The sequence below is a fragment of the Streptomyces sp. ADI95-17 genome (assembly GCF_003846175.1).
Taxonomy (GTDB): domain Bacteria; phylum Actinomycetota; class Actinomycetes; order Streptomycetales; family Streptomycetaceae; genus Streptomyces; species Streptomyces sanglieri.
In genome coordinates, this window is record NZ_ML123053.1 from 76,426 (window position 1) to 101,670 (window position 25,245).

The 25,245-nt window shown below is 71.2% G+C and carries 15 protein-coding genes; 11 read left to right on the forward strand and 4 right to left on the reverse strand.

Going from position 1 to position 25,245, the window contains the following annotated elements:
- The 8 genes from EES42_RS39540 to EES42_RS39575 form a co-directional block, all read left to right on the forward strand.
- Positions 1 to 2,262 (forward strand): SDR family NAD(P)-dependent oxidoreductase (locus tag EES42_RS39540; protein ID WP_164495504.1); only part of this gene is annotated, 2,262 nt, incomplete at its 5' end.
- 82 nt (positions 2,263 to 2,344) lie between these two features.
- Positions 2,345 to 7,951: a type I polyketide synthase gene (locus EES42_RS47450; protein ID WP_206433816.1), complete on the forward strand. Its 5,607-nt coding sequence runs from the start codon at positions 2,345 to 2,347 to the stop codon at positions 7,949 to 7,951.
- A 143-nt stretch (positions 7,952 to 8,094) separates the two neighbouring features.
- On the forward strand, positions 8,095 to 9,087 hold the full coding sequence (locus tag EES42_RS39550) for a TauD/TfdA family dioxygenase (RefSeq protein ID WP_124723049.1): 993 nt from the start codon (positions 8,095 to 8,097) through the stop codon (positions 9,085 to 9,087).
- Positions 9,088 to 9,147: 60 nt separating this feature from the next.
- Positions 9,148 to 12,174, forward strand: a complete 3,027-nt coding sequence (locus tag EES42_RS39555; RefSeq protein ID WP_124723050.1) for a non-ribosomal peptide synthetase — start codon at positions 9,148 to 9,150, stop codon at positions 12,172 to 12,174.
- Positions 12,167 to 13,018: a metallophosphoesterase family protein gene (locus EES42_RS39560; RefSeq protein WP_124723051.1), complete on the forward strand. Its 852-nt coding sequence runs from the start codon at positions 12,167 to 12,169 to the stop codon at positions 13,016 to 13,018. Before EES42_RS39555 ends, EES42_RS39560 begins: the two co-directional genes overlap by 8 nt.
- 57 nt (positions 13,019 to 13,075) lie before the next feature.
- On the forward strand, positions 13,076 to 14,665 hold the full coding sequence (locus tag EES42_RS39565) for an acyl-CoA carboxylase subunit beta (RefSeq protein WP_124723052.1): 1,590 nt from the start codon (positions 13,076 to 13,078) through the stop codon (positions 14,663 to 14,665).
- A complete protein-coding gene (locus EES42_RS39570; RefSeq protein ID WP_124723053.1) occupies positions 14,662 to 15,690 on the forward strand; it encodes a 3-deoxy-7-phosphoheptulonate synthase in 1,029 nt (342 codons plus the stop codon). Before EES42_RS39565 ends, EES42_RS39570 begins: the two co-directional genes overlap by 4 nt.
- Before the next feature lie 545 nt (positions 15,691 to 16,235).
- The gene (locus EES42_RS39575; RefSeq protein WP_164495505.1) at positions 16,236 to 18,983 is read left to right on the forward strand and encodes a helix-turn-helix transcriptional regulator; all 2,748 of its coding nucleotides are present in this window, start codon (positions 16,236 to 16,238) and stop codon (positions 18,981 to 18,983) included.
- Positions 18,984 to 19,032: 49 nt separating this feature from the next.
- Here the strand turns inward: EES42_RS39575 and EES42_RS39580 are convergent, their stop codons facing one another.
- Both EES42_RS39580 and EES42_RS39585 read right to left on the reverse strand, forming a co-directional pair.
- Positions 19,033 to 19,695: a response regulator transcription factor gene (locus tag EES42_RS39580; protein ID WP_124723055.1), complete on the reverse strand. Its 663-nt coding sequence runs from the start codon at positions 19,693 to 19,695 to the stop codon at positions 19,033 to 19,035.
- Positions 19,647 to 21,536, reverse strand: a complete 1,890-nt coding sequence (locus EES42_RS39585) for a sensor histidine kinase (protein WP_164495506.1) — start codon at positions 21,534 to 21,536, stop codon at positions 19,647 to 19,649. Before EES42_RS39585 ends, EES42_RS39580 begins: the two co-directional genes overlap by 49 nt.
- A gap of 177 nt (positions 21,537 to 21,713) precedes the next feature.
- Here EES42_RS39585 and EES42_RS45285 point away from each other — a divergent pair, with 177 nt between their 5' ends.
- Positions 21,714 to 22,442 (forward strand): VC0807 family protein, encoded by a 729-nt coding sequence (locus EES42_RS45285; RefSeq protein WP_164495507.1) that lies wholly within the window; start codon positions 21,714 to 21,716, stop codon positions 22,440 to 22,442.
- 100 nt (positions 22,443 to 22,542) lie between these two features.
- On the opposite strand, the gene EES42_RS39590 is transcribed toward EES42_RS45285, so the two are convergent.
- Positions 22,543 to 22,977: a type II 3-dehydroquinate dehydratase gene (locus tag EES42_RS39590; RefSeq protein ID WP_124723057.1), complete on the reverse strand. Its 435-nt coding sequence runs from the start codon at positions 22,975 to 22,977 to the stop codon at positions 22,543 to 22,545.
- A gap of 128 nt (positions 22,978 to 23,105) precedes the next feature.
- Positions 23,106 to 24,119 (reverse strand): 3-dehydroquinate synthase family protein, encoded by a 1,014-nt coding sequence (locus tag EES42_RS39595; RefSeq protein ID WP_241196900.1) that lies wholly within the window; start codon positions 24,117 to 24,119, stop codon positions 23,106 to 23,108.
- Positions 24,120 to 24,290: 171 nt separating this feature from the next.
- Between EES42_RS39595 and EES42_RS39600 the strand changes: the two genes are divergently transcribed.
- Both EES42_RS39600 and EES42_RS39605 read left to right on the forward strand, forming a co-directional pair.
- Positions 24,291 to 24,977, forward strand: coding sequence for a 4'-phosphopantetheinyl transferase family protein (locus EES42_RS39600; RefSeq protein ID WP_124723059.1), 687 nt, complete (start codon positions 24,291 to 24,293; stop codon positions 24,975 to 24,977).
- A 14-nt stretch (positions 24,978 to 24,991) separates the two neighbouring features.
- Entirely contained in the window at positions 24,992 to 25,210 is a 219-nt protein-coding gene (locus EES42_RS39605) for a DUF5988 family protein (RefSeq protein ID WP_206433817.1), read from the forward strand.
- Positions 25,211 to 25,245 lie beyond the last annotated feature (35 nt).

Below are 25,245 nucleotides of genomic sequence, written 5' to 3' on the forward strand. Positions count from 1 at the left end.
CGACAGCGCTACTGGCCGAAGCCCATGGCCCTCGCCGCCCCGGCGGCGCACGGCAGTGACCCGATGGACACGGCATTCTGGGACGCCGTGGAGAACCAGGACTTCGGGACACTCGCCGACACCCTGGGCATCGACGCGGACGGCCGGGACTCCTGGTCGGACGTGCTGCCCACACTGTCCTCCTGGCGGCGGCAGCAGCGCGAGCAGTCCGTCGTGGACGGCTGGCGTTACCGCGTCGTCTGGAAGCCGCTGGAGCGCGCCGTGGCGCCGGGCGACGCCGTGCCGTCCGGGACCTGGCTGATCGTCACATCCCAGGGAGTGAAGGACGACGAGCCCGTTCGCGCTGTGGAGCAGGAGCTGGCCCGGCGAGGAGCGCGTACCGTACGCGTGCCCTTCGAGGCCGACGACACGGGACGGGCCATGGCCCTCCAGTGGCTCGGGGACGCGCTCGTCGACGGGCCAGTCGCGGGCGTCCTCTCCTTCCTCGCGCAGGACGAACGCCCCGACCCCTTCCACCCGGTGGTTCCCGCCGGCGTCGCGGCGACCACCTCCCTCGTCCAGGCCATGACGGACCTGGACGTCACCGCACCCCTGTGGTGCCTGACGCGGGGAGCGGTCGCGGTGAGCCGCGCCGAGCCGCTCGCGCGGCCGGTCCAGGCGCAGACCTGGGGGCTCGGCCGGGTGATCGGTCTTGAGCACCCCGAGCGTTGGGGCGGCCTCATCGACCTGCCGGCCGTGCTCGACGAGCAGTCGGCCGCGCGGGTCTGCGGACTGCTCGTCGGGGCAGGTGACGAGGATCAACTGGCCGTGCGTTCCCAGGGCGTGGTCGTACGCAGGCTGGTGCGGGCACCCGCCGACCGTACGAAGGCCGCGAAGCCCTGGCGGCCGCGCGGCACCGCGCTGGTCACCGGCGGCATGGGGGCCCTCGGCGGTCACGTCGCCCGCTGGCTCGCCGGCCACGGCGCGGAGCATCTGGTACTGACCGGGCGCAGGGGCGCCGACACTCCCGGCGCGGCCGCGCTCCAGGCCGAACTCACCGCCATGGGCGTCCGGGTGACCCTGGCGGCCTGCGACGTCGCGGACCGCACGGCCCTGGCCGCCCTGGTCAAGGAGGTGGAGGCGGCCGACGGCGCGCCCATCCGCTCGGTGGTGCACGCCGCGGGGGAGACGCTGCAGGCGGGCCTCAGGGAGTCCGACCCGGCGCAGTTCGCCCGCGTCATGGCGGCGAAGGCGGCCGGCGCGGCGTACCTGGACGAACTGTTCGCCGACGGCTCGCTGGACGCCTTCGTCCTGTTCTCCTCGGGGGCAGCCGTCTGGGGTGGCGCCGCGCAGGGCGCGTACGCGGTCGGCAACTGCTCTCTCGACGCCCTGGCGGAGCACCGCAGGTCCCGCGGGCTGCCCGCGACCTCGGTCGCCTGGGGCGGCTGGGCGGGCGGCGGCATGGTGGACGACGCCGCCGAGGACACCCTCGTACGCCGCGGACTGCGGCCGATGGCGGCCGAGTCGGCCGTGCGGGCGCTCGTCCAGGCCGTGGAGCAGGGCGAGACCTGTCTGACCGTCGCCGACATCGACTGGACGCGGTTCGCGTCGGCCTTCACCATCTCCAGGGCCCGGCCGCTGATCGAGGATGTCCCCGAGGCCGCCGCCGCGCTCAGGACCGACGAGCCGATCGAGGACATGGCCGCCTCGCCGGCCGCCGCCCTGCGGGAGCGGCTCGCATCGGCGTCGGACGCGGAGCGCGACAGGACGCTCCTGGAGCTGGTGCGCACCGAGGCGGCCGCCGCGCTGGGGCACCCCTCCGCCGACGCCGTGGAGCCCCAACGGGCCTTCAAGGAACTGGGGTTCGACTCGGTCATGGCGGTCGATCTGCGCAACCGGCTCACCGCGGCCACCGGTGTGCGTCTGGAGACCACCGTGGTCTTCGACGAACCGTCCCCGGTGGCGCTGCGCGACCGGCTGCGCCGCGAACTGCTGCCGGCGGACACCGGCCGGGACGCCGGGCCCGACGTCGCGGGCGCCGAGACCTCGAAGGACGCCGAGGCGCGTGCCGTACTCGCCGCCGTGCCGATCGCCAGGATCCGCGCGGCAGGCCTGCTCGACCAGCTGCTGCGCCTCGCCGGAGTCGCCGACGGGGAAGAGGCCGGGGCGGGCCGGGAGGTGCCCGGGTCCGGGGACCGGGTGGACGAGAACCGGGTGGACGAGATCAACGCCATGGACATCGATGACCTCGTCCGGATGGCGACAGGGACGAAGGACGCCTGATGCCGGAACTGCCGATGCGAGAACTGCTGACGCGCGAACTGCGGATGCGAGAACTGCTGATGCGACGACCAGTGTGGAGCACATGATGGGGACGCAGGTCGAAGAGATCGTCCAGGCACTGAGGACGTCTCTCGTGGAGAACGAGCGGCTGCGTCAACAGCACCAGCGCCTCGTCGACGAACGCACCGAGCCCATCGCCGTCGTGGCGATGAGCTGCCGCCTCCCGGGCGGCATCCGGTCACCGGAAGACCTCTGGCGGCTCGTCCTGGACGGCGAGGACGCCATGTCGGGCTTCCCCGACGGGCGCGGCTGGGACGCGGGCTGGCTGCGCGGCCTGGGGGATTCGGGCATCACTCCGGAGGGCGGCTTCGTCCACGACGCCGACGCCTTCGACCCGGTGCTCTTCGGTATCAGCCCCCGCGAGGCGCTGGCGATGGACCCGCAGCAGCGACTCCTCCTCGAAGCCGCCTGGGAGGTGCTCGAAAGGGCCGGGGTCGACCCCACGTCCGTACGGGGCACCGACACAGGGGTGTTCGTGGGCGCCTCGTCATCGGGGTACAGCGCGGGCATGTACGGCGACGCCGAGGGCAGCGAGAGCTTCCTGCTCACCGGCAGCGCGGGCAGTGTCCTCTCGGGCCGGCTCTCCTACACCTTCGGTCTGGAGGGGCCGGCGGTGACCGTGGACACCGCCTGCTCCTCTTCGCTGGTGGCGCTCCACATGGCCGTGCGTTCGCTGCGCGGCGGCGAGTGCTCGCTGGCGCTCGCGGGCGGTGTGACGGTCATGGCGTCCCCCGGCGCGTTCGTCGAGTTCAGCAAGCAGGGAGGGCTGGCGGGCAACGGCAGGTGCAAGTCGTTCGCGGCCGCCGCCGACGGCACCGGCTGGGGCGAGGGCGTGGGCGTACTGCTCCTGGAGCGGTTGTCCGACGCACGGCGCAACGGCCACCAGGTCCTGGCCGTGGTGCGGGGCAGCGCCGTCAACCAGGACGGTGCGAGCAACGGCCTCACCGCACCCAGCGGCCCGGCCCAGCGCAGGGTGATCGGCCAGGCCCTCGCCGACGCCGGACTGGCGCCCGCCGATGTCGACGCGGTGGAGGCACACGGCACGGGCACGACACTGGGCGACCCGATAGAGGCGCAGGCACTGCTCGCGACGTACGGCCGACAGCGGCCCGCCGAGCGGCCGTTGCTGCTCGGCACGGTCAAGTCGAACATCGGCCACACGCAGGCCGCGGCCGGGGCCATCGGCGCGATCAAGACGGTCCTCGCGCTCGGCCACGGCGTGCTGCCGCGCACCCTGCACATCGACGAGCCGACCCCGCACGTCGACTGGTCGAGCGGCGCCGTGTCGCTGCTGACCGAGGCCGTCGCCTGGCCGGACACCGGGCGGCCCCGGCGGGCCGGGGTCTCCGCCTTCGGGCTGAGCGGCACCAACGCCCACCTGATCCTCGAACAGGCCCCGGACGCGGAACCCACCAAGGCCCCCGATGCCCCGGACGCCGAGGCCGCGGGCACCCCGCTGCCCGTTGTGCCGCTCCTGGTGTCCGGGCGCACGGACGAGGCGCTGCGCGGACAGGCGGCCCGGCTCATCGACCGGCTGCGCGACACCCCGGACGTACCGCTGGCGGACCTCGGGCGGACCCTCGCCGTGACCCGCGCGGCCCTGGACCGCCGCGCGGTGCTCCTGGCGGCCGACCACGCCGCTCTGCTGCGGGGGCTCACGGCGGTGGCCGCGGACAAGCCGGGCCCGGGTGTGGTCCGCGGTGCGGTGCGCGTCGCGGGCGGCACCGCCTTCCTGTTCACCGGGCAGGGCAGCCAACGCCTCGGCATGGGGGCGGAACTCCACGCGCTGTTCCCCGCGTTCGCCGAAGCCCTGGACGCCGCCTGTGCCCGGTTCGACCCGTACCTGCGGACGCCGCTGCGTGCGGTGATGTTCGGAACCGACGCGGACCTGCTCGACCGGACCGAGTACGCCCAGCCCGCGCTGTTCGCCTTCGAAGTGGCTCTCCACCGGCTCCTGGAGTCATGGGGGGTGCGCCCGGACGCGGTGGCCGGACACTCGGTGGGAGAACTTGCCGCCGCGCACGTCGCGGGCGTCCTCTCCCTGGAGGACGCCTGCACGCTGGTCGCGGCGCGCGGCCGGCTGATGCAGGCGATGCCCGCGGGCGGCGCCATGGTCTCCATCGAGGCGTCGGAGCAGGAGGTGCGCGACTCGCTCGCGGGCCGCCCCGACGCCGCCCTGTCGATCGCCGCCGTCAACGGCCCCGCGGCCGTCGTCGTCTCCGGCGACCGCGCTTCGGTCGACGAGGTCGTGGCGCTGTGGGCGGCGCGCGGCCGCAGGCACAAGGAGCTGCGGACCAGCCACGCCTTCCACTCGGCCCACATGGACGCGATGCTGGCCGAGTTCAGGTCCGTCGCCGAAGGCCTGACGTTCCGTCGGCCGGAGATCGACGTCGTCAGCGCGCTGACCGGCGAACGGCTCACCGCGGACCAGGCGGTCTCCGCCGACTACTGGACCCGGCAGGTCAGGGAGACCGTCCGCTTCGCCGATGCCGTGCGGCGGCTGAGCGACGACAGCGTCACCACGTTCGTGGAGCTGGGGCCCGACGGGGTACTGACCGCGCTCGCCCGGGTCTGCCTGGCCGACCGTACCGATGCCCGGCAGCCGCTGCTCGCCGCCGCGCAGCGACGCGACAGGCCTGCGGCACACGCGCTCTTCAACATGCTCGCCGAACTCCATGTGCAGGGTGTGACCGTCGACTGGGACGCGGTGTTCGCGGACCGCGGCACCCGCCGCGTCGACCTGCCGACGTACGCCTTCCAGCGGCAGCGGTACTGGCCCGCGCCCCCCGCGGCCCACGCCGACGTGCCGGAACCCGTAGCCGAGGACGGCGGCTTCTGGAGCGCGGTGGAACACGGCGGGCCCGCCGCGGTGGCGCGGCTCCTGGACGCGCCCGAGGAGGACGAGGCCGCGCTGCGCACGGTCCTTCCGGCCCTGGCTGCGTACCGCAGGCGCCACACGCGCTCCACGCTGACCGGCGACTGGCGCTACCGGACGGCCTGGGAACCGGTCACGGTCCCCGAATCCGTGGCACTTTCCGGCAGTTGGCTGGTCGTCGGCCCGGACACGGCCCCCGTGGCGGACGTGACGCGGGCGCTCCGCGCCCGCGGGGCCGAGGTGCTCTGCGTGCCCCTCGCGGGCGCGGACCGGGACGCCCTCGCCGACGCCGTGAACCGGCTGTGGCCCGACCCCGCGCTGCCCCCGATGGCGGGCGTGCTGTCACTTGAGGCGCTGGCCGAACCCGCGGACGGGAGCTGCCCCGACGGTGCGCTCGCGGCGACGGTCGCCCTGCTGCAGGCGCTGGGCGACAACGGCGTCTCCGCGCCGCTGTGGTGTCTGACCTCGGGCGCCGTGCGCGCCGCCGGCACCGACCCCGCCCCGGATCCGGTCGCCGCTCAACTCTGGGGCTTGGCAAGGGTCGTGGCGCTGGAGCACCCCGAGCGGTGGGGCGGCGTCGTCGACCTGCCCGCCACCCTGGACGAGGCCGCGCTCGACCGCCTCGTGGGGGTGCTCGGCGCCGCGGACCGCGAGGACCAGCTTGCCGTGCGCGCCTCGGGAGTACTGGGGCGCCGGCTGGTGCGCGCCCGCACCGAGGACCGGGAGCCGGTGCGCCGCTGGACCCCGCACGGCACCGTTCTGCTGACCGGCGCGGCGGACGAGCGCGCCGCTCATGTGGCCGGCTGGCTGGCCGAACAGGGCGCCGACCACGTGGTCCTTGCCGGTGCCGGCGCCGAGCAGGCCGCGGTCGTGGAGGAGCGGGTGACCGCCGCGGGCGCGAAGGTGACCGTGCTGCCCGACCATGTGGAGAACTGCCCCGACCTGAGCGCCCGGATCGGGCAGCTCGCACGTCTGAGCCGTCTCACCGCCATCGTGCACATCGCGCTGCCGACCGCCGTGGGCGTCCCGCTGGCCGAGACCGAGCCCGCCGAGCTGGCGCGGGCCGTGCACGCGGAGACCGGACTCGCCCGGACTCTCGACGGGGCGCTCACCGCTCCCGAACTCGAAGCGTTCGTGGTGTTCTCCTCCACCGCGGCCACCTGGGGCGGCGGCGGCTTCGCCGCCCGCGCGGCGGTCGGCGCCGCCATGGACGCCCTCGTGGAGGCGCGCAGGGAGCGCGGCCTGCCCGGCACCTCCATCGCCTGGGTGCCGTGGGCCGGCTCGCCCCCCGGGGCCGCCGACGAGCGGCTGCGCAGGCGCGGGGTGCGGGCGCTGCGCCCCGGCCCCGCCGTGAGCGCGCTCCAGCAGGCGCTGGACCACGACGACACCTGCGTGGCCATCGCCGACATCGACTGGGCGCGGTTCACGCCCGCGTTCACCGCCGCCCGGCCCAGTGCGCTGCTCACGGGGATTCCCGAGGCGCGGGCGGTGCTCGCCGCACCGGTGACGGAGGCACAGCCGGACGACTCCCCGGCGGCGCTCGTCGGCCGGCTGGAGAGCTGCTCGCCGCCCGACCGCTATCAGCTGCTGCTCGAACTGGTCCGCAGCCGTGCGGCGGCGGTGCTCGGCCATGCGTCGGCCGGCTACGTGGATATCGACCGGGACTTCCTGGAGCAGGGATTCGACTCCCTGACGGCGCTGGAGCTGCGCGACGCCCTGCAGGCGGCGACCGGCCTCGACGGCCTCTCCGGCACGCTCCTCTTCGACCACCCCACACCGTCCGAGCTGGCCCGGCATCTGTCGGCCGTGCTCGCCGACGGCAACACCGGCGCGGAGGAGGGCGAGCGCGTCGCCGCGCCCGCGGCCGACAAGGGTCCCGCCGCGGGCAACGGCGGCATCCTCGGCAGGCTGTTCCGGCACACGCGCTCCCAGGGGGAGTCCACCGAGTACGCGAAGGTCCTGCTGCGGCTCGCCGAGTTCCGCCCGGTCTACACGGACCCGGCCGACCTGCCGCGCCCCGCCACCGTCGTGCGTCTCATGTCGGGCAGGGGACAGGACACGCCGGGCGGCCGACGGGCCGGGTCCGGCGGGGAGCTGCCCCCGGTCTTCTGCTGCTGCACGATGTCGATGCTCTCCGGAGCGCACGAGTACGCGAGGCTCGCGGCCGGGTTCCGCGGATCGCGCAGTGTGTACGCGCTGCCGCACCCGGGCTTCGCCGACGACGAGGCGCTGCCGGCTTCCTACGACGTCCTGATGCGTACGCACGCGGACTCGGTCCTGCGCACTGCGGGGGACGGGCCGTTCGTGCTGACCGGCCACTCCGGCGGCGCGCAGCTGGCCAACTCCCTCGCGCACGAGCTGGCCGCACAGGGTCGCCCGCCCGCCGCCGTCGTGCTCCTGGACAGCTACCCCATGGACAGCGGCGTGATGGCGCAGTGGGTCCCCGAGCTCCTGGACGGGATGCTGGAGCGGGACAGCGCCTACACGCCGATGGACGACTTCCGCACCACCGCGTGGGCCGCGTATCTACCGCTTCTGCACGGCGTGACGCCGCAGCCGGTCGATGTGCCCACGCTCCTGATGCGGGCGAGTACCCCCCTGAGCGAGTGGACGGGGGAGGGCGACTGGCGCGCTTCCTGGCCCCTGCCGCACACGGCCGTCGACGCACCGGGTGACCACTTCACCCTGATCGGCGACCACGCTGCGGACGTCGCCCGTCAGATGCAGGAATGGCTCAGGAGCGAGGGCTGCTGAGCGGGCCCGCCGCCGCACCCCGTACAGGGGTCGGCGGCGGCGGATAGGGGTTGCCGCGAGTTTGGCTCGATTCATAGTCTCCGGACTGGAGTCGACTTGGCGGACCCGTAGTTCGCATCAACTCTGCAAACGAATGGTTGATTATGCCTGTCGAAGCAAGGCCGAAAATCGGCGACGATGCCCAGATCTCCCTCGATGGTCGAGAGAGGGCCGAACTCACGGCTCTGGCAGAGCAGTTGAGGGACACCGCACCCCGACTGGTCGACGACCCACGCTGGATGGCCCAGGCCAGGGAACTCTCCTGCCTGCTGCCGCCGCGCCTGCGCCAGGTGCTGCGCCAGTTCACCTGGAACTCCGGCCGCGAGGCCATGCTGCTGGTCCGCAATCTGCCGGTGGACCCCGGGACGGTGCCCGACACCCCGGCGGTCCGCGGCTCGGTGCAGCGCGAGACCAGCACGTCGGCGGCCGCGCTGGTCCTCATCGCCATGGCGATGGGCGAGGTGATCGCGTTCGACAAGGAGAAGGCGGGCGCGCTCGTCCAGGACGTGGTGCCGGTGCCCGGCATGGAGGAGTTCCAGGGAAACGCGGGCTCCACCAAGCTCAACATGCATACGGAGAACGCGTTTCACGAGCACAAGCCCGATCTGGTCGGCCTGATGTGCCTGCGCAACGACCACGAGAACATCGCGGGACTGCGGGTGGCCTCCGTACGCAACGCGCTCCCGCTGCTGTCCGACCGCACCAGGGAGATCCTCCACCAGCCCCGCTTCGTCACGGTCGCGCCCGCCTCCTTCGAGCTGGAGGACGGCATGCAGGAGCCGCACGGCATCCTCAGCGGAAGCATCGACGACCCCAACCTGAAGGTCGACTTCAGCAGCACGCTCCCGGTCGACGACGAGGCCGGCGAAGCGATGGCGCAGCTTGAGTCGGCCATCGAGCAGATCGCCCACACGCTGATCCTGCGCCCCGGTGACCTGGCATTCGTCGACAACCGACTCGCCCTGCACGGACGCAACGCCTTCCAGCCGCGGTACGACGGCCAGGACCGCTGGCTGCAACGCGTCTTCGTACACCTGGACTTCCGCAGATCCCGCGCATTGCGGCAAGGGGACGGCCAGGTCCTCGGCGCCGTCTGAACGCCACGCCGGCCGCGCGCGAACGCACCGACACCGATCGAACCGAAGTGAGGTACCCCCATGCCCGCGGGTGAGGACGACAGCACCTACAGCCGACCTGTCTCACCCACGGAGACATGGTTCCTGGTCTACCCCGACTCGGTTCCCGGCGTCATCCAGATCGTGGTCGAGGGTGCGGGGCGCATCGACCCCGACGAGCTGACCCGCGCGGTGGAGACCGCGTCCCGGGCCTGTCCCGGGGCGCGGTTGACCCGGCAGGAAATGACATGGGTGGACAGCGGCACGGCCCCGGCCGTGCGGGTGCTGCCCGCCGACTCCTTCGACCCACGCACCTTCTCGGGCACCGAGCGGCTGCACAGCCCCCTCATGGGCCGCGACGGCGGCCCCACCTGCGAGATCCTGCTGCAGCCCGGCCAAGCGTCGGACACGCTGATCCTGCGGGCCTTCCACGCCGTCATGGACGGCCAGGGCGTACGCGCCTGGGCCGACGACATCTTCCGCGTGCTGCGCGGCGAGGAGCCGCTCGGCGCGCCCTCGCGCATCACGGAGTGCGAGCTGATCGAGCAGGCGGGCGCCCCCGAGAGCCGCGAGATCGAGCCCGATCTCGACTGGCCCTCGTCGCTCGGCTCCCGCCCGGCGGGCCAGCACGCGTTCTTCTGGCGGCGGCGCACCGTCGACGGCACGCACCCGGCGCTGGTGGCGAAGGTCGCGCTGGCGGTCACCCGGGCCTGCGGGCTGAGTACCGGACGCTTCCTCGTCCCGGTCGACCTGCGCAGGTACCTGCCCGGTGTCCGCTCGACCGGCAACCTCACCAACAACCCGCTGTACGAGGTGCGCGCGGGCTCCAGTTGGGAGCAGGCGCACGAGCAGCTCCTGTCGATCCTCACCGGCCGGCAGGACCTCGCGGCCCGCGTCGACCCCACGCTGCCCACCCAGGACCTGACCGTACTGAGCCAGCAGATCATGGGGCTCGACGCGTTCTCCGCACAGCACGACCGCTACAGCAGCCTGGCGACGCTGTCGCACGTCGGCAAAGTGGACCTGGCCGACTTCAGCACGGACACGTTCCACGCCACGACGGTGTACTCGCTGCCCAACGCGGGCCCGCTCGGCCCGCCCGAGATCAACGCGGTGGAATGCGGCGGACGCACGGAGATCACCATCGGCTGGTACGACGGCCCGCAGACCCCCGAGCGGGCCGAGGCGCTGCTCGACCGGATCGAGGAAGCGCTCTCCCCGCGCTCCCACCGCGAGTGGGACGCCAACGACACCGCGCGCCCCCTCGCCCACCCCGGCACGGCGGTCCAGCAGTTCCAGGAGCAGGTCGACAAGAACCCCGACGCCATCGCGCTGACCGGCCCCGAAGGGGATGTGACGTTCCGCCAACTGAGCGGGCGGGCGGACGCTGTCGCGGCCGAGCTGCTCGACCGTGGCGCCGGACGCGACACCCTCGTGGGGCTCCTCGCGGGCCGCACGGTCGCGGGCATGGCCGCCATCTGGGGCGTGCTCAAGGCAGGCGCCGCGTATCTGCCGCTCGACCCGCAGCAGCCCGACCACCGGCTCGCCGACCTGGTGGCGGACGCCGGGGTGACCATCTGCCTGACCGAACGCGCCTACGCGGACCGGAAGTTCGCCGAGCAGGCCGGAGCGCGGACGGTGCTCCTGGAGGACCTCGCGGAGTCCACGCGCAGGCCGGCCGGCGTCGATGTGCGGCCCGGGGACCTCGCGTACGTGATCTACACATCGGGGTCGACGGGCCGCCCCAAAGGCGTCGAGATCGAGCACCGCCAGCTGACCACCTTCGTCAGCTGGGCGACCCGGGTCTACGGCGTGGACGCCACCTCCCGCTTCCCGCTGTTCACCTCGCTCGCCTTCGACCTGTCCAACACGGCGCTCTTCGTGCCGCTCCTCGCGGGCGGTTCGATCGCACTGGTGCCGGACGAGCCCAACCACGTGGTCCTGCGGGACATGCTGGAGAACTCGGGTGCCAACGCGCTCAAGCTCACCCCCACTCACCTCGACCTCATCAGCCGCTTCGATCTCGCACCGAGCGGATTCCGCGCCGTCATCGCGGGCGGCGAGCTGCTGCGGACCTCGGTCGCGGACCGCGCCCAGCGGCTCTTCGGCCCGGACTGCGGAATCTTCAACGAGTACGGACCCACCGAGACGACCATCGGCTGCATGACGCGGCGCTACGACGCGGACCGCGACGCCGGACGGCCCTCCGTACCCATCGGCGTGCCCACCGACAACACCCGGATCCATCTGCTCGACGGCAACGGCCGCTTCGTCGCCCCGGGCGAGGTGGGTGAGATGTACCTGGCGGGCGACCAGCTGGCGCGCGGCTACCGCGGCCGCCCCGACCTCGACCGCGAACGGTTCACGGCCCTGGCCGACGGCACCCGCGTCTACCGCAGCGGCGACCTGGCCCGCATGCTCCCCTCGGGCGAACTGGAGTCCGTCGGTCGCAACGACGAGCAGGTGAAGGTGCTCGGCTACCGCATCGAACCCGCCGAGATCGCCCGGACCCTGGAGGAGCACCCCGCCGTGGCCACGGCGTTCGCCACCGGCCTGGTCAAGCCGGGCACGCGGGACAAGGTCCTGTGCGCCTACGTCGTGCTGCGCGGCGATGCGACCGTCGAGGAGCTCACCGCGCACATCAAGGAACGACTGCCGCGCTACATGGTGCCCACCGCGACCTTCGTCGTCCCCGACCTGCCCCGCACCGTCAACGAGAAGGTCGACGTCTCGGCGCTGCCCGTGCCCTTCGAGGGACCGGCGGCCGACTGTGCGACGGCGGGTGCCGCGACGCGCAGCGAGGCCGAGGGCGTGGTGGCCAAGATCTGGGCCCGGGTCCTCGCGGTGGACGTCGACCGGATCGGCGCGGACGCGGACTTCCACCGGCTCGGCGGCGACTCCGCCACGCTCCTCGCGATGCTGGCCGCGGTCAGCGCGGACGTCGTGGGCATCGAGCGGGAGAAGGACTTCATGGCCAGGCTGCCGGAGATCATCGCAGGCCCCACCCTGGCCAGGGTGGCGGAACTGGCCGAACAGGCGCGCGAGGGCAGCGGGGTGCGCGGTGCCTGACCCGCGACCGGGCAGCCTGGTCGCGATCAGCGACCTCCACATCCGGTACGACGAGAACAGAGCGATCGTCGACGCCCTGCGGCCTCGCTCCGACCAGGACTGGCTGATCGTCGCGGGCGACATCGGTGAGCGCGTGTCGGACATCGAGTGGGCGCTGCGCACCCTGCGCGACCGGTTCGCCAAGGTGGTGTGGGCTCCGGGCAACCACGAACTGTGGACGGCCCCCGACGACCCCGTCCAACTCCGTGGGGAGCAGCGCTATCTGCACCTGGTCGAACTCTGCCGCGGCCTCGGTGTGGCCACCCCCGAGGACCCCTATCCGATCTGGGAGGGAGAGGGCGGCCCGGTGGCGGTCGCCCCGCTGTTCCTGCTGTACGACTACACCTTCCGGCCCGCTGGGACGTACTCCAAGGCGGCGGCGCTGGAACTGGCGGAGCGGGCCGGAGTGGTCTGCAGCGACGAGTTCCTGCTGCACCCCGACCCGTACCCCAGCAGGGAGGCGTGGTGCCGCGCCCGGGTACGGGCGACCGAGGCCCGGCTCGCGGAGCTGCCCGCGGAACTGCCCACGGTCCTCGTCAACCACTTCCCCCTGGTGCGCGAGCCCACCCGGGTGCTGTGGCGCCAGGAGTTCGCGCTGTGGTGCGGGACGACGGCCACGCACGACTGGCACCGGCGTTTCCGTGCCAGGGCCGTGGTCTACGGACATCTGCACATCCCGCGGGTGATCACGTGCGACGGCGTACCGCATCAGGAGGTCTCCCTCGGCTATCCCCGGGAGTGGCGTCGCCGTCCGGGCGTGCCCGGCCGTCTGGTGCCGGTCCTGCCGGCAGTCGTTCCCGTGTGACACCCCGCATGACTTGAGGCTGCTCAGCGAATCCCCACAGAGTTGGAGTGGTGTGAGATGACTGTCCTGCACGAGCGCCCGGCCGGGCTGCCGGTGTCCGACGCCCGCGGCCGTGTCGCCGAACTGATGGGGATGCGGGAGCAGGCCGTCGCCGGCCCCGGTGAGAAGGCGACCGAGGCGCAGCATGCCAAAGGGAAGCTGACGGCGCGTGAGCGGATCGGGTTGCTGCTCGACCCGGGGTCGTTCAATGAGGTCGAGCAGTTGCGTCGGCACCGGGCCACGGGTTTCGGTCTGGAGACGAAGAGGCCGTACACGGACGGTGTGATCACCGGCTGGGGCACGGTCGAGGGCCGGACGGTCTTCGTGTACGCGCACGACTTCCGGATCTTCGGCGGTGCGCTGGGCGAGGCGCATGCCACGAAGATTCACAAGATCATGGACATGGCCCTCGCGGCCGGTGCACCGCTGGTGTCGCTGAACGACGGTGCGGGTGCCCGTATCCAGGAGGGCGTCTCGGCGCTGGCCGGCTACGGCGGCATCTTCCAGCGCAACACCAAGGCCTCGGGTGTCATCCCGCAGATCAGCGTGATGCTGGGCCCGTGTGCGGGTGGTGCTGCCTACTCGCCGGCCCTGACGGACTTCGTGTTCATGGTGCGTGACACCTCGCAGATGTTCATCACGGGACCGGACGTGGTCCGCGCGGTGACGGGCGAGGAGATCACGCAGAACGGCCTGGGCGGCGCGGATGTGCACGCCGAGACTTCGGGCGTGTGCCACTTCGCGTACGACGACGAAGAGACCTGCCTGGCCGAGGTCCGCTACCTGCTGTCCCTGCTGCCGGCCAACAACCGCGAGATGCCCCCGGCCGTCACGGGCCCGGACGCCGTCGGCGGGAGCGGCGACGCGCTGCTCGACCTCGTGCCCGTCGACGGCAACCGCCCCTACGACATGACGAAGGTCATCGAGGAGATAGTCGACGACGGCGACTACCTGGAGGTCCACGAGCGCTGGGCGCGGAACATTGTCTGCGCACTGGCCCGGCTCGACGGACACACTGTCGGCATCGTCGCCAACCAGCCGCAGTCGCTGGCCGGGGTGCTGGACATAGGGGCCTCCGAGAAGGCCGCGCGCTTCGTGCAGTTCTGCGACGCCTTCAACATCCCGATCGTCACGCTGCTGGACGTCCCCGGCTTCCTGCCCGGCGTCGACCAGGAGCACGGTGGGATCATCCGGCACGGCGCCAAGCTGCTGTACGCGTACTGCAACGCCACCGTGCCGCGGATCTCGCTGATCCTGCGCAAGGCGTACGGCGGTGCGTACATCGTGATGGACAGCCAGTCCATCGGTGCGGACCTGACCTACGCCTGGCCCACCAACGAGATCGCGGTCATGGGCGCGGAGGGCGCCGCCAACGTGATCTTCCGCCGGCAGATCGCGGCGGCCGAGGACCCCGAGGCGATGCGCGCCCGCATGGTCAAGGAGTACAAGGCCGAGCTGATGCACCCCTACTACGCCGCGGAGCGCGGTCTGGTCGACGACGTCATCGACCCGGCCGAGACCCGTGAGGTCCTCATCAGGTCACTCGCGATGCTCCGCAACAAGCACGCCGACCTGCCCTCGCGCAAGCACGGCAACCCCCCGCAGTGACGGGCAGACCGCCCCTCGTCCTGCCGGACGAGGTCCGTCGGCTCTCCGAGCAGATGGCGGCCGCCGCGCGCGGCGAGGCATTCGTGCTGCAGATGGGCGACCTCGTGGCGGAGTCCGCTGGGGACGTCGAGACGAACGTCGTGGCCGGTGTCCGCACGCTTCTGCAAGCGGCGCTCGTGCTGACGTACGGCATTCAGGTACCGGTGATCAAGATCTGCCGGTTGCCCGTCCGCCACGACGAAGCCCTCGACGCGCACTCGGTGACGGCGCTGAACATGGTGCGGGCGATGACCGGCGCGGCCGGCGTCGCCGATGTGCGCCAAGTGCACCGGTGGAACCAGGAGTTCGTCCGTACCACGGAGGCCGGCGCCCGGTATGCCGCGCTCGCCCGGCGGATCGACCAGGTGATGCGCTTCATGGCCGCCTGGCCCGTCGACGACACCCCGCTGCGGACCACACGGATCTTCGCGGGCCATGAGGTGCTGCCCCGCGACCACGAGCGGCCGTCGCCGTGCCCCGAGAAGGCCGCAGGCCCTGTCCCGTGGGATTTGTCGACCCATTTTCTCTGGCTGGGTGAGCGAAGCCGGGAAAAGGACGGACCGCACATCGAGTTCGTGGAGTCCCTCGCTAATCCGGTCGGCCTTGAGATTGGCCCCGGGACTCTTCCCGAAGAAGCCGTCGAGTACGTTCGGCGACTGGATCCGCATTTCAGGCCGGGCCGGGTCACCTTGATGAGTGCCATGGGCAGCGACAGGGTGCGGGACGTACTGCCGCCCATCGTCGAGAAGGTAACCGCGTCAGGGCATCAGGTTGTGTGGCAGTGCGATCCGGTGCGGGAAAATTCCCTTGAGTCCTCGGACGGTTGCAAGAATTCGTCTCTTTTTCAACTTTTCGACGAGGTGCGCGGCTTCTTCGAAGTCCACAGGAGCATTGGTACGTACCCGGGTGGGATACGGCTTGAGCTCGCTGATGGAAATGTGGCCATAGAGCTGGCATTTCTTATTGCAGAGTTACTTCGCGGCTGATCTGTCTGTTTCTCTCGTTCCGAGAACTTGATCCTCGATCGCCCCATGTGAAGGCCGCTTGAGCGTGCCCGGCACCATGCCGCCCGCGGCCCGTTTGACCTGCTGTCCGTCCCGTCAACCCCTGTATGTGCCGATCGGTCCCCTAATGTTGCGGCAGAGGGGGCGCGGGCGTCCCGTCGTGAGGGGCTGCTTTGGATTTGAGCTTGAATTGAGGTTCAGACCTTCGAGGTGACGGTGAGTTGAGGTCGAGGGGCCGAAGGTGTACGCAAAGCGAATGCTTGGAGAGCTGCCTGTTCGGCTGATCGGTAGGTTCCGGTAAGGGTTTACAGGGGGGTGCGGAGGGGGCTAGTGTCTGAAGGGAGAACGGGTCTACCGATAGGGGGAAGGGCCCCTATATGGGGCGGGTCCGGCGGTAATTGATGTGACATCGGATGGGAGTCATGCAATTCCGGGATTAGGTCATCATTTTTCACGCCTTCGATGACGATAATCCGCTTCCTTTCTGATGTCATGGAATGGTACACGGGGGAAAGGCGTACTAGATAGTGCTGGTCGAACGCGAGCGTGAGCTCGAAATACTGGATGGACTCTTTGCGGAAACCGCCACCGGGCGGGGCAGAATCGTGCTGGTCAGCGGAGCTGTCGCGAACGGAAAGACAGAACTCCTCCGAACCTTTATCGACCGGAATACCGCCGGCGAAGCCCTTTTTCTGTCGGCCACCGCGACGGCCGCCGACCGTGAAACTCCCTTCGGTGTTCTGCGACAGCTGCTCGACTGCATGCCCCTCTCCACCGAGCGCATCGAGGAGCTGATCAGCCCCGAGCGCGAACTGGAAACCGTCCGCCGAGCCACCGCCGCACTGCTCGAAGTGGCCAGGACGGCACCGCTGGTCGTCATCGTCGATGACGTGCACCACACCGACGAGCCCTCGATGGACTGCCTGCTGCGCATGAGCCACCGCAGCCGCTCGACCCGGACCATGCTCATGCTCGCGGAGTCGGCGTACGACTGGTCGATGCACCCCTCGTACCGGATCGAGCTCGTCCGGCAGACCCACTTCCGCAGGATCCGCCTCGCCCCCCTGTCCGTGACCGGGGTCTGCGAAATGCTCACGCAGCACCTCGGACGAGAGGCGGCGCGCAGTCTCGCCTTCGAGGTCCATGAGGCAACGGGCGGCAACCAACTGCTTGTTCGCGCGCTCATCGAGGACCACGGCGACGAGGTGGAGTCCTTCGAACGCGTGGCCGGAGAAAGCTTCCGCCAGGCCGTGCTCACCTGCCTGCAGCGCAGCGGCCCGGACGCGCTCGCCGTGGCCAGGGCACTCGCCGTCCTCGACACCGCGGCATCGGCGGACCGGGTCGCGAGTCTGATCGGCCTTGACCCCGATATGGTCACCCGCCTGCTGCACGCCCTGAACTCATTAGGTCTGCTGGACGGCGACTGCTTCCGGCACCCGCTCGGCCGCGCCGCCGTGTACGAGGACCTGTCAGGAACCGAGCTGGCTCAACTGCACACGGACGCCGCGCAGTTGCTGCGCCGGGGCGCGGGAGACGCCATCGAGGTCGCCGAGCACCTCGTGGCGGCCAAGAGCGTGCGGGCGGACTGGGCCGTCGGCGACCTGCGGCGGGCGGCCGAGGAGGCGCTGGCCGTCGACGACGACGCGGCCGCCATCAAGTACGTCGAGTTCGCGCTCTCGGTCTGCACCGAGGCACGTCAACGAGCCCAGCTGAGGATGCTGTTGATCCGCGCCGAGTGGCGCAGGGACCCCGGGGCGGCGGCCCGCCACCTGACGGCCCTCTTCCAGGAGCAGCGGGACGGACACCTCGACGCCGAACAGACGGCCGAGCTTGTGCGCCGCGGCATGTGGCACCGGCGGACCGAGGAGACCACCGAGGCACTGGCCCAACTGGTGCGGCTGCGCCCGACGGTGAACGAACCCATCGGTTCCGTCCTGAGCAGCACCAGGGACTGGCTCAGCCACACCTACCCGCAGTTTCTGCCCGTCGGCACCGACGGCCCCCCCGTGCCGCAGGCCGACAGCGTCGCCGTGCCGCCGGCCCAGCAGGACCAGGCCGCCGCCGTGCTCAGCACGGTCCTCAGACAGGGCGACGGAGACGGGCGATGTACCAGGGTGGCCGAGCAGATACTGCAGGGCACCCCCCTCACCGACAACTCCCTGGAAGCCATCACCGCGGCCATCCAGACGCTCGTCTACGGCGAGCGGCTGCCCATGGCGGCGCGCTGGTGCGACATGCTGCTCGCCGAGGCGGAGGCCCGCGGCGTCATTTGGTGGCAGGCGGTCTTCTCCGGCTGCCGGGCCGAGATAGCCATCCGCAACGGTGAGCTGGTCGACGCCGAGAGACACGCGGTCCGCGCCCTGGACCTGATCGGCCCCCACGGCTGGGGGGTCGCGGTCGGTGTGCCGCTCGGGGCCCTCCTCTACACGGCCACCGCCATGGGGGACTTCGAGAGCGCCCGCAAGTACCTGAAGGAACCGGTCCCTTCGACCATGTTCCAGACCCGGTACGGGCTGTACTACCAGCGGGCCAGAGGCCGCTACTACCTGGCCACCGACCGGCTGCAGGCCGCGCTCGCCGACTTCCGCTACTGCGGAGAGCTGATGACGGCCTGGGGCATGGACACCCCCGCGCTCGTCCCGTGGCGCAGCGACTCCGCGGAGGTCCACCTCAGGCTCGGCGACCATGAGCGGGCCCAGCAGCTCGCCCAGGAACAGATGTCCCTTTCCGGCTCGCCCAAGTCGCGTACCCACGGCGCCTCACTGCGGGTGCTTGCCGCGACCATCGGCCACCGGGGGCGGCTGCAGCTCCTGAAGGAGTCCGTCGAGGTCCTCCAGGTGAGCGGGGACCGGCTGACGCTCACCCAGGCGCTGTACGACCTCAGCAGGGTGCATCAGGTGCTCGGCGAGTTCGGCAAGGCGCGGATGATCTCGCGCAGGGCCGGGCGCCTCGCCAAAGAGTGCCGGGTCCAGCGGATGCAGGAGCAGATCGCCCCGAGCCACGAGCAGCCGCTGATGCTCGTGCCGGACGAGGGCGACACCTGGAAGCAGCCCGACGCCACGGCACGGCAGGCTGCCGACATGCTCACGCTCTCCGAGCGCAAGGTCGCCGCGCTGGCCTCGCTCGGCTACACCAACCGCGAGATATCCGGAAAGCTGCACATCACCGTCAGTACGGTGGAGCAGCATCTCACCAAGATATTCCGGAAGCTGAAGGTCAAGCGGAGGACCGACCTGCCCGTCGAGCTGGAATTCCACGCGGCGTCAACGGCTTGATGCTGTACGGACAGATTACTGCGTCCATCGGCATGTCCATGTCGCCGCGCTACTCCTGCGTGTCATGGGCGTTCTTGAGATAAGCGATCACGGCCAGCACTCGCCGGTTGTCATGGTTGGACTGCGACAGGTCCAATTTGGCGAAGATGCTGGCCGTGTGCTTGCTCACCGCGCTGTCGCTGAGGAACAGCCGTTCCGAGATGGCCCCGTTGGACCGGCCCTCCGCCATGAGCGAGAGCACTTCCCGCTCCCGCTCCGTCAGCGCCGACAGCGGACTGCGCGGCCCGCCGGAACGGACCAGCTGGGCCACCACCTCCGGATCCATGGCCGTGCCGCCGGCCGCCACCCGGCGTACCGAGCCGATGAACTCGTCGTCGTCGAAGACCCGGTCCTTGAGCAGATAGCCGATCCCGCCCTGGCCGTCCGCGAGCAGCTCGCGCGCGTACAGCTGCTCCACATACTGCGAAAGCACCAGGACCGGCAGTCCTGGCAGCTCCTTGCGGGCCGCGAGCGCCGCCCGCAGTCCTTCGTCGGTGAACGTCGGCGGCAGCCGTACATCGACGAGCGCCACATCGGGCCGGTGTTCGAGCAACGCCGTCAACAGATCAGGGCCATTGTCGACCACGGCGGTCATCTCGAAACCGTGATCCTCCAGGAGATGGGTCAATCCCTTCCTGAGGAGGTACTGGTCCTCGCCGAGGACAACACGCACGGCAACTCCATGGTCAAGGTGGTGGGGCCGCCGGGAGGGGAGGCCACGTCTAGCAGACCGTCAAAGGTAGCGAGCCGCCGCTGGATCCCCCGCAGCCCACTGCCCAGCGTCGGATCCGCGCCACCGCGGCCGTTGTCGGTCACGGTGATCCACAGCGCGCCCGCCGCATGGCGCAGGACGATGCGCATCCGTTCGGCGCCCGAGTGCTTGGCGGCGTTCGACAGAGCTTCGCTCACCGAGAAGTACGCGCACGCCGCCACGGGAGGCGCCGGCCTGCCGGGCAGATCGACGCTCACGTCCACCTCCAGCGGATGGGCGAGTGCCAGCGCGCGCACGGCGTCCGCCAGGCCCCGCTCGGCCAGCACCGGCGGATGCACCCCGCGCACCAGAGCGCGCAGATCGACGAGGGCCGCGGCCGAGTTCTCACGGGCCTCGGCCACCATTTCGAGCAGCTCGGTCGACTGCCCGTCCAGGCGCCGCTCGATGGCCCGCAGCGTCATGCCGATGGCGACCAGCCGCGTCTGCGCCCCGTCGTGCAGATCCCGCTCGATCCTGCGCAGCTCGGCGGCCTGGACGCCGGAGGCCTCCGCCCTTGTCGCGGTCAACTGTTCGACGCGCAGGGCGAGCTGGGACTTCCTGGTCGGCGCGAGCAGCAGCGCACTCCACGCGACCAGGCCGCGCAGGGCGTACGGCGTCACCCACACGGCGAGCACCGCGGGCGGCACGGCGAGCGCGAGGCCCGGCCCGCCGGCACCCCACCGCACCACCAGCGCGACCACGGCCGCCGGGCCGAGCAGCAGCACCGCACAGACGAACGGATTGAGGAGCAGCCACAACAGGTCCCGCCAGGTCGCGGGGTCGCCGAGCAGCCGGCGCCGCGCGGTCAGCCACCTGGGCAGGATCGGACTGCTGTGCAGCTGCCTGCCGTACGCGTAATGGCCGTCCGCGCGTTGGGCCGGCGGGTCGGGCCTCGGCCGGTACGGCGCGGGGATGTCCGCCCCGGCCCACTCGCGCAGCAGCCCCCGCCACAGCTCGGTCAGCCGCCGGCTCGGCTCGACCGCCCACGCGAAGACGGGCACCAGCCCCAGGGGCACCGAGAGGACCAGCGCCACCAGCTGGAGCAGGGCCAGCAGGAATCCGCACAGCGCGAGCAGACACAGCAGGACGGCCGCGCCCGGGCCCTGAGCGGCTCGCCGCGGCCACGTCCACCAACCCGCCCTCCGACCGCCCGGCAGAGCGCCGGGCGACAGCAGGCGCTTCGTCAGACGGCCGTGTGCCCGCAGCGCCCGGGGGCCCGCGGCGAAGCCCAGGAGCACCAGCGCCACACCGAGCACCGCCGCCACGGGCGTCTGCCAGGACAGCTGCCACCACAGCGAGGCCGTGAGCCCCGCAAGCCCGCAGCCCACCAGAGCGGCGGGCAGCAGCGCCACGGGCGCGCACAGCAAGGGGTCGACCAGCAGCCACACCAGGTCCCGCAGCGTCGCCCGGTCCCGGGAGACCTGCCGGGCCCGCCGTTTGCGCAGGGCGGCCTTGTCGGACGCGTACAGCCGTCGGCCCTGGCGGTACCAGCCGCCCTCGCGGGGCTGCGGGGCCGATCCCGGCGGCGCGTACGGCGCGGGGATGTCCACCCCGGACCAGGCGCCGGCCAGGCGGCGGCGCAGCAGCGGCAGCCGGCGCAGACCCAGCACCGCGCCGCCGGCGCCGAGCGCGGCCGCCACGGCCATCGGCACGAAACACAGCAGCCCCACGACGGAGAGGGCGGCCAGGGCCAGCCCGCGGGCGGGCGCGGGCCCGTGCCGGTGCGGCCAGGAGCTGACGGCAGGTCTTACGTCGCCGGTCACCGCACCTCCGCAGTCCGAATGGATCTCCAGTCTGGCACGGCCGGGGAAGCGCCGGTGGGGGTGGAGTTTTCTGCACCCCCACTGTGCTCGTGACTGCATTCCGGACGGCCACGCCCGGCACGTAGCTTGAGGAACGAAGCAAGCACGGAACGGCGGCACGACAGGGAGGAGGCCACGGTGGCGACACAAGGGCCACGGTGGACGGACGGCGCGACGCAGGCCGATATGGAGCCGCGGGCGGAGGAGGCTGAGGCAGATGCCGCAGCCGCACCGCAGGGCGAGGAACGCAATCCGCGCACCATGCTGATCAAGGTCACCGCCCTCGACATCGCGCTGCCGCTCCTTCTCTACTACGGCCTGCGGATGCTGGGCATGAACCAGTGGCTCGCCCTGGTGGTCAGCGGTGCCCTGCCGCTGGCCCGCCTCGTGTACCAGGTGGTCAGAGAGCGCAAGGTGGAGCGGACGACGCTCTTTTCCCTGAGCATCATCGTCACCAGCACACTGGTGTCGCTGCTCACCGGAGACCCCAGACTGGTCCTGGCCAGGGAGAGCTACTTCACCGCGCTCGTCGGCCTCTGGATGCTCAGCACCCTGCTGGCCAAGCGGCCCTTCCTCTACGCGGCGACCATCCAGATCCTCCCGGAGGCCACCGCGCGTTCCTGGCGGGAGGACTGGGAGAACTCGCCGGAGTTCCGCAAGGCCATGCGCCTGATGACCGCCGCATGGGGAGCCGCTTTCCTGATCGACGCCGCGGGCCGAGTGGTGATGGCGTACACGCTGCCGGTCGACAGCGTTCCGCTCCTCGGCACGGGACTGCTGGTCGTGATGCTGATCGCGGTCGTGCAGTTCAGCAAGGCGTACGCCAAGCGCCTCTCCGCACGGCTCGGCAGGCCGAGCTCCGTCTGAGCTCCCGCGGACCTCGCGGAGCGACCCCAACACTCCCGTCCGGGCGTCCCCTTCACCACGTGAGTCCACCCCCGTACTCATGTGGTGCCGCCCGGACGGGTCAGTCCCTTGTCAGGTTCAGCAGGGCGCGGGCCGCGAGTTCGTACCCGTACGCCCCGAGCCCCACGACGATGCCGCTGGCCAGTGGCGCGATCACCGACTCGTGCCGGAACTGCTCCCGCGCCCACACATTGGACAGATGGACCTCGATCCAGGGGCGCGGATAGTTGGCGAGCGCGTCCCGCAGGCTCCAGCCGGCGATCATCAGGGCGCCGGGGTTCACGATTGCGCCGACGGTGTCGTAGTTGCTCTGGATGGCCTGGATCAGCTCGCCCTCGGACTCGCGCTGGACGGACACCACGTCCCAGCCGTTGTCCTTCACCTCCTGTGCCACGGCCGCCTCGATGTCGGCCAGCGTCGCCTTCCCGTACACCTCGGGCTCGCGCTGGCCGAGGATCCCCAGGTTGGGCCCGTTGAGGAGAAGCAGTCTGCTCACGATGCACTCCGCGTGCTCGGACCGGCGCCCCGCAGGGCCCGGCAGTGTTCCCTAGTGGTCACACCGTGCCCTGCCGAGGTCCGGTACCGGTCCGTGCGCCGCCAAGTGTGGGGTGTTCAGGGGGGGACTTAGGGGGTCATCGAGGCCAGGGTCCCGGCGACGGCGGCCTCCGGGACGTCGTGCACGAGCTCGGGTCCGCCGGCGCCGTCCAGGACGAACGACAGACCGCTCGTGGCCTTCTTGTCGAGCCGCATCAGAGCGATGAGCCGGTCCGGGTCCAGTCCGACGGGAATCTCGGTGGGCAGCGAGTAGCCGCGTACGACATCCAGGTGCTCGGCGACGCGCGCCGCGTCGATCCGGCCGAGCGCCCCCGCGAGCCGGCCCGCGAAGACCGTGCCGATGGCGACGCCCTCTCCGTGCCGCAGCGCGTAGTCCGTCGCCCGCTCCAGCGCATGACCCAGCGTGTGGCCGTAGTTGAGGATGTGACGGCGGCCCGCGTCCCGCTCGTCGGCGGTCACGACCGACGCCTTGAGGGCCACGCTCGCGGCTATCTGTTCGTGCAGCGGCAGCGACCGCAGATCGCCCGCGCCGATGAAGTGACAGCGGGCGATCTCGCCGTAGCCGTTGACCCACTCCCGCTCCGGCAGCGTCTCCAGATAGTCGGTGTCGCACAGCACGGCCTTCGGCTGCCAGTACGCGCCGACCAGGTTCTTGCCCTCGGGCAGGTTCACCGCGGTCTTCCCGCCGACGCTCGCGTCCACCTGCGCCAGCAGCGACGTCGGCAGATGGATCACCGGTACGCCGCGGTGGTAGAGCGCGGCTGCGAGACCGACCGAGTCGGTGGTTGTGCCGCCGCCGCAGGAGACGACGGCGTCCGACCGGGTCAGGCCGAACTCGGCGAAGCGGCGGCAGAGTTCCTCCACCGTCGCCAGCGTCTTGTCCTCCTCGCCGTCCCTGGCCGCGAGCATCAGGGCGGGCACCCCGGGGTCGGGCACCCAGTCCGCCGGCCGCGCGGACACCACGGCGACCCGCCTGGCGCCCAGTTCGGCGACGACCTCTGCAAGTGTGTGGCGTACCCCCGGGCCGATACGGACGGCGTACGAGCGTTCGCCGAGCGCGACCTCGATCCGCCTGTGGGTCATGGACACTTGAAGACTCCTCATGGTCGGCCGTGCCGGCGGATCGCCTCCACCGAGCATGCATCATGGGCGAGTACGACAGAACATGTATCGGGGAAACCAGGGGTGGCATAGGGGTACCGCCCCGATGGGGCGACAAATACGCTGCTCGAAATCGCTCCCTAAGGAAAGTCAATGCTTGAGAAGATACTGCCGACTCGGGTCGCATCGTACGAAACGTTCGAGGATCCGGCAGAGGCCACGCTTTTTCCTGAGGAAGAGGCTCTCATAGGTGACTCGGTGGAATTGCGACGCCGTGAATTCACCTCCGGACGGTACTGTGCGCGCCAGGCACTCGCGCGCCTCGGATTCTCCGTTCCGCAGCCCGTGCTCCAAGGAGTGAGAGGGGCTCCTGTCTGGCCCCGCTCGGTCAGGGGCAGTATCACGCACTGCCGCGGCTACCGTGCGGCGGCCGTCGCCAAGGTCTCCGAGCTGGCCTCGGTGGGCATCGACGCGGAGCCCAACCTGCCGCTGCCGGACGGGATCCTGGAGGCGGTGGCGCTCCCCGCGGAGCAGGTCATGGTCAAGGAACTGCTCACCGATGCGCCCGAAGTGCGCTGGGACAGGCTGCTCTTCAGCGCCAAGGAGAGCGTCTACAAGACCTGGTATCCCCTCACGCGCCGCCCATTGGAATTCGAGGACGCGTTGATCGACTTCGATCCGGCGGACGGCACGTTCTCCGTGCGGCTGCTCTCTCATGTGCGGACTGCTCAGAATTTCCCCCGGGAGATCGCAGGGCGGTGGATTACCGGAAACGGTCTCGTGGTGACAGCGATCGCGTTGTCGGCTGCGAGCGGCTCGTCTGTTGACAGCGGCCTTTGAGGAGAGGAAACCGTATGAACACCGTCGAACCGAATGTGATTCTCCGGGGTGGCGTCTCGCCCTATCTGACGGATAGTCAGCGCATTTGTTACGTGGAGGACACCGACGACAAGCTGAAGCTGCTGCGCGGCAATCGCTACGAACACTTCGAACCGACCGCCGACAGCGAGATCCACGACGGCATGCAGCTGCGGGTGTTCGTCTGGGTGGGAGGTACCAAGCTCGCCGAGTGACACGGTTCGCGGCCGACGGATCCTCGGGGCCGGAA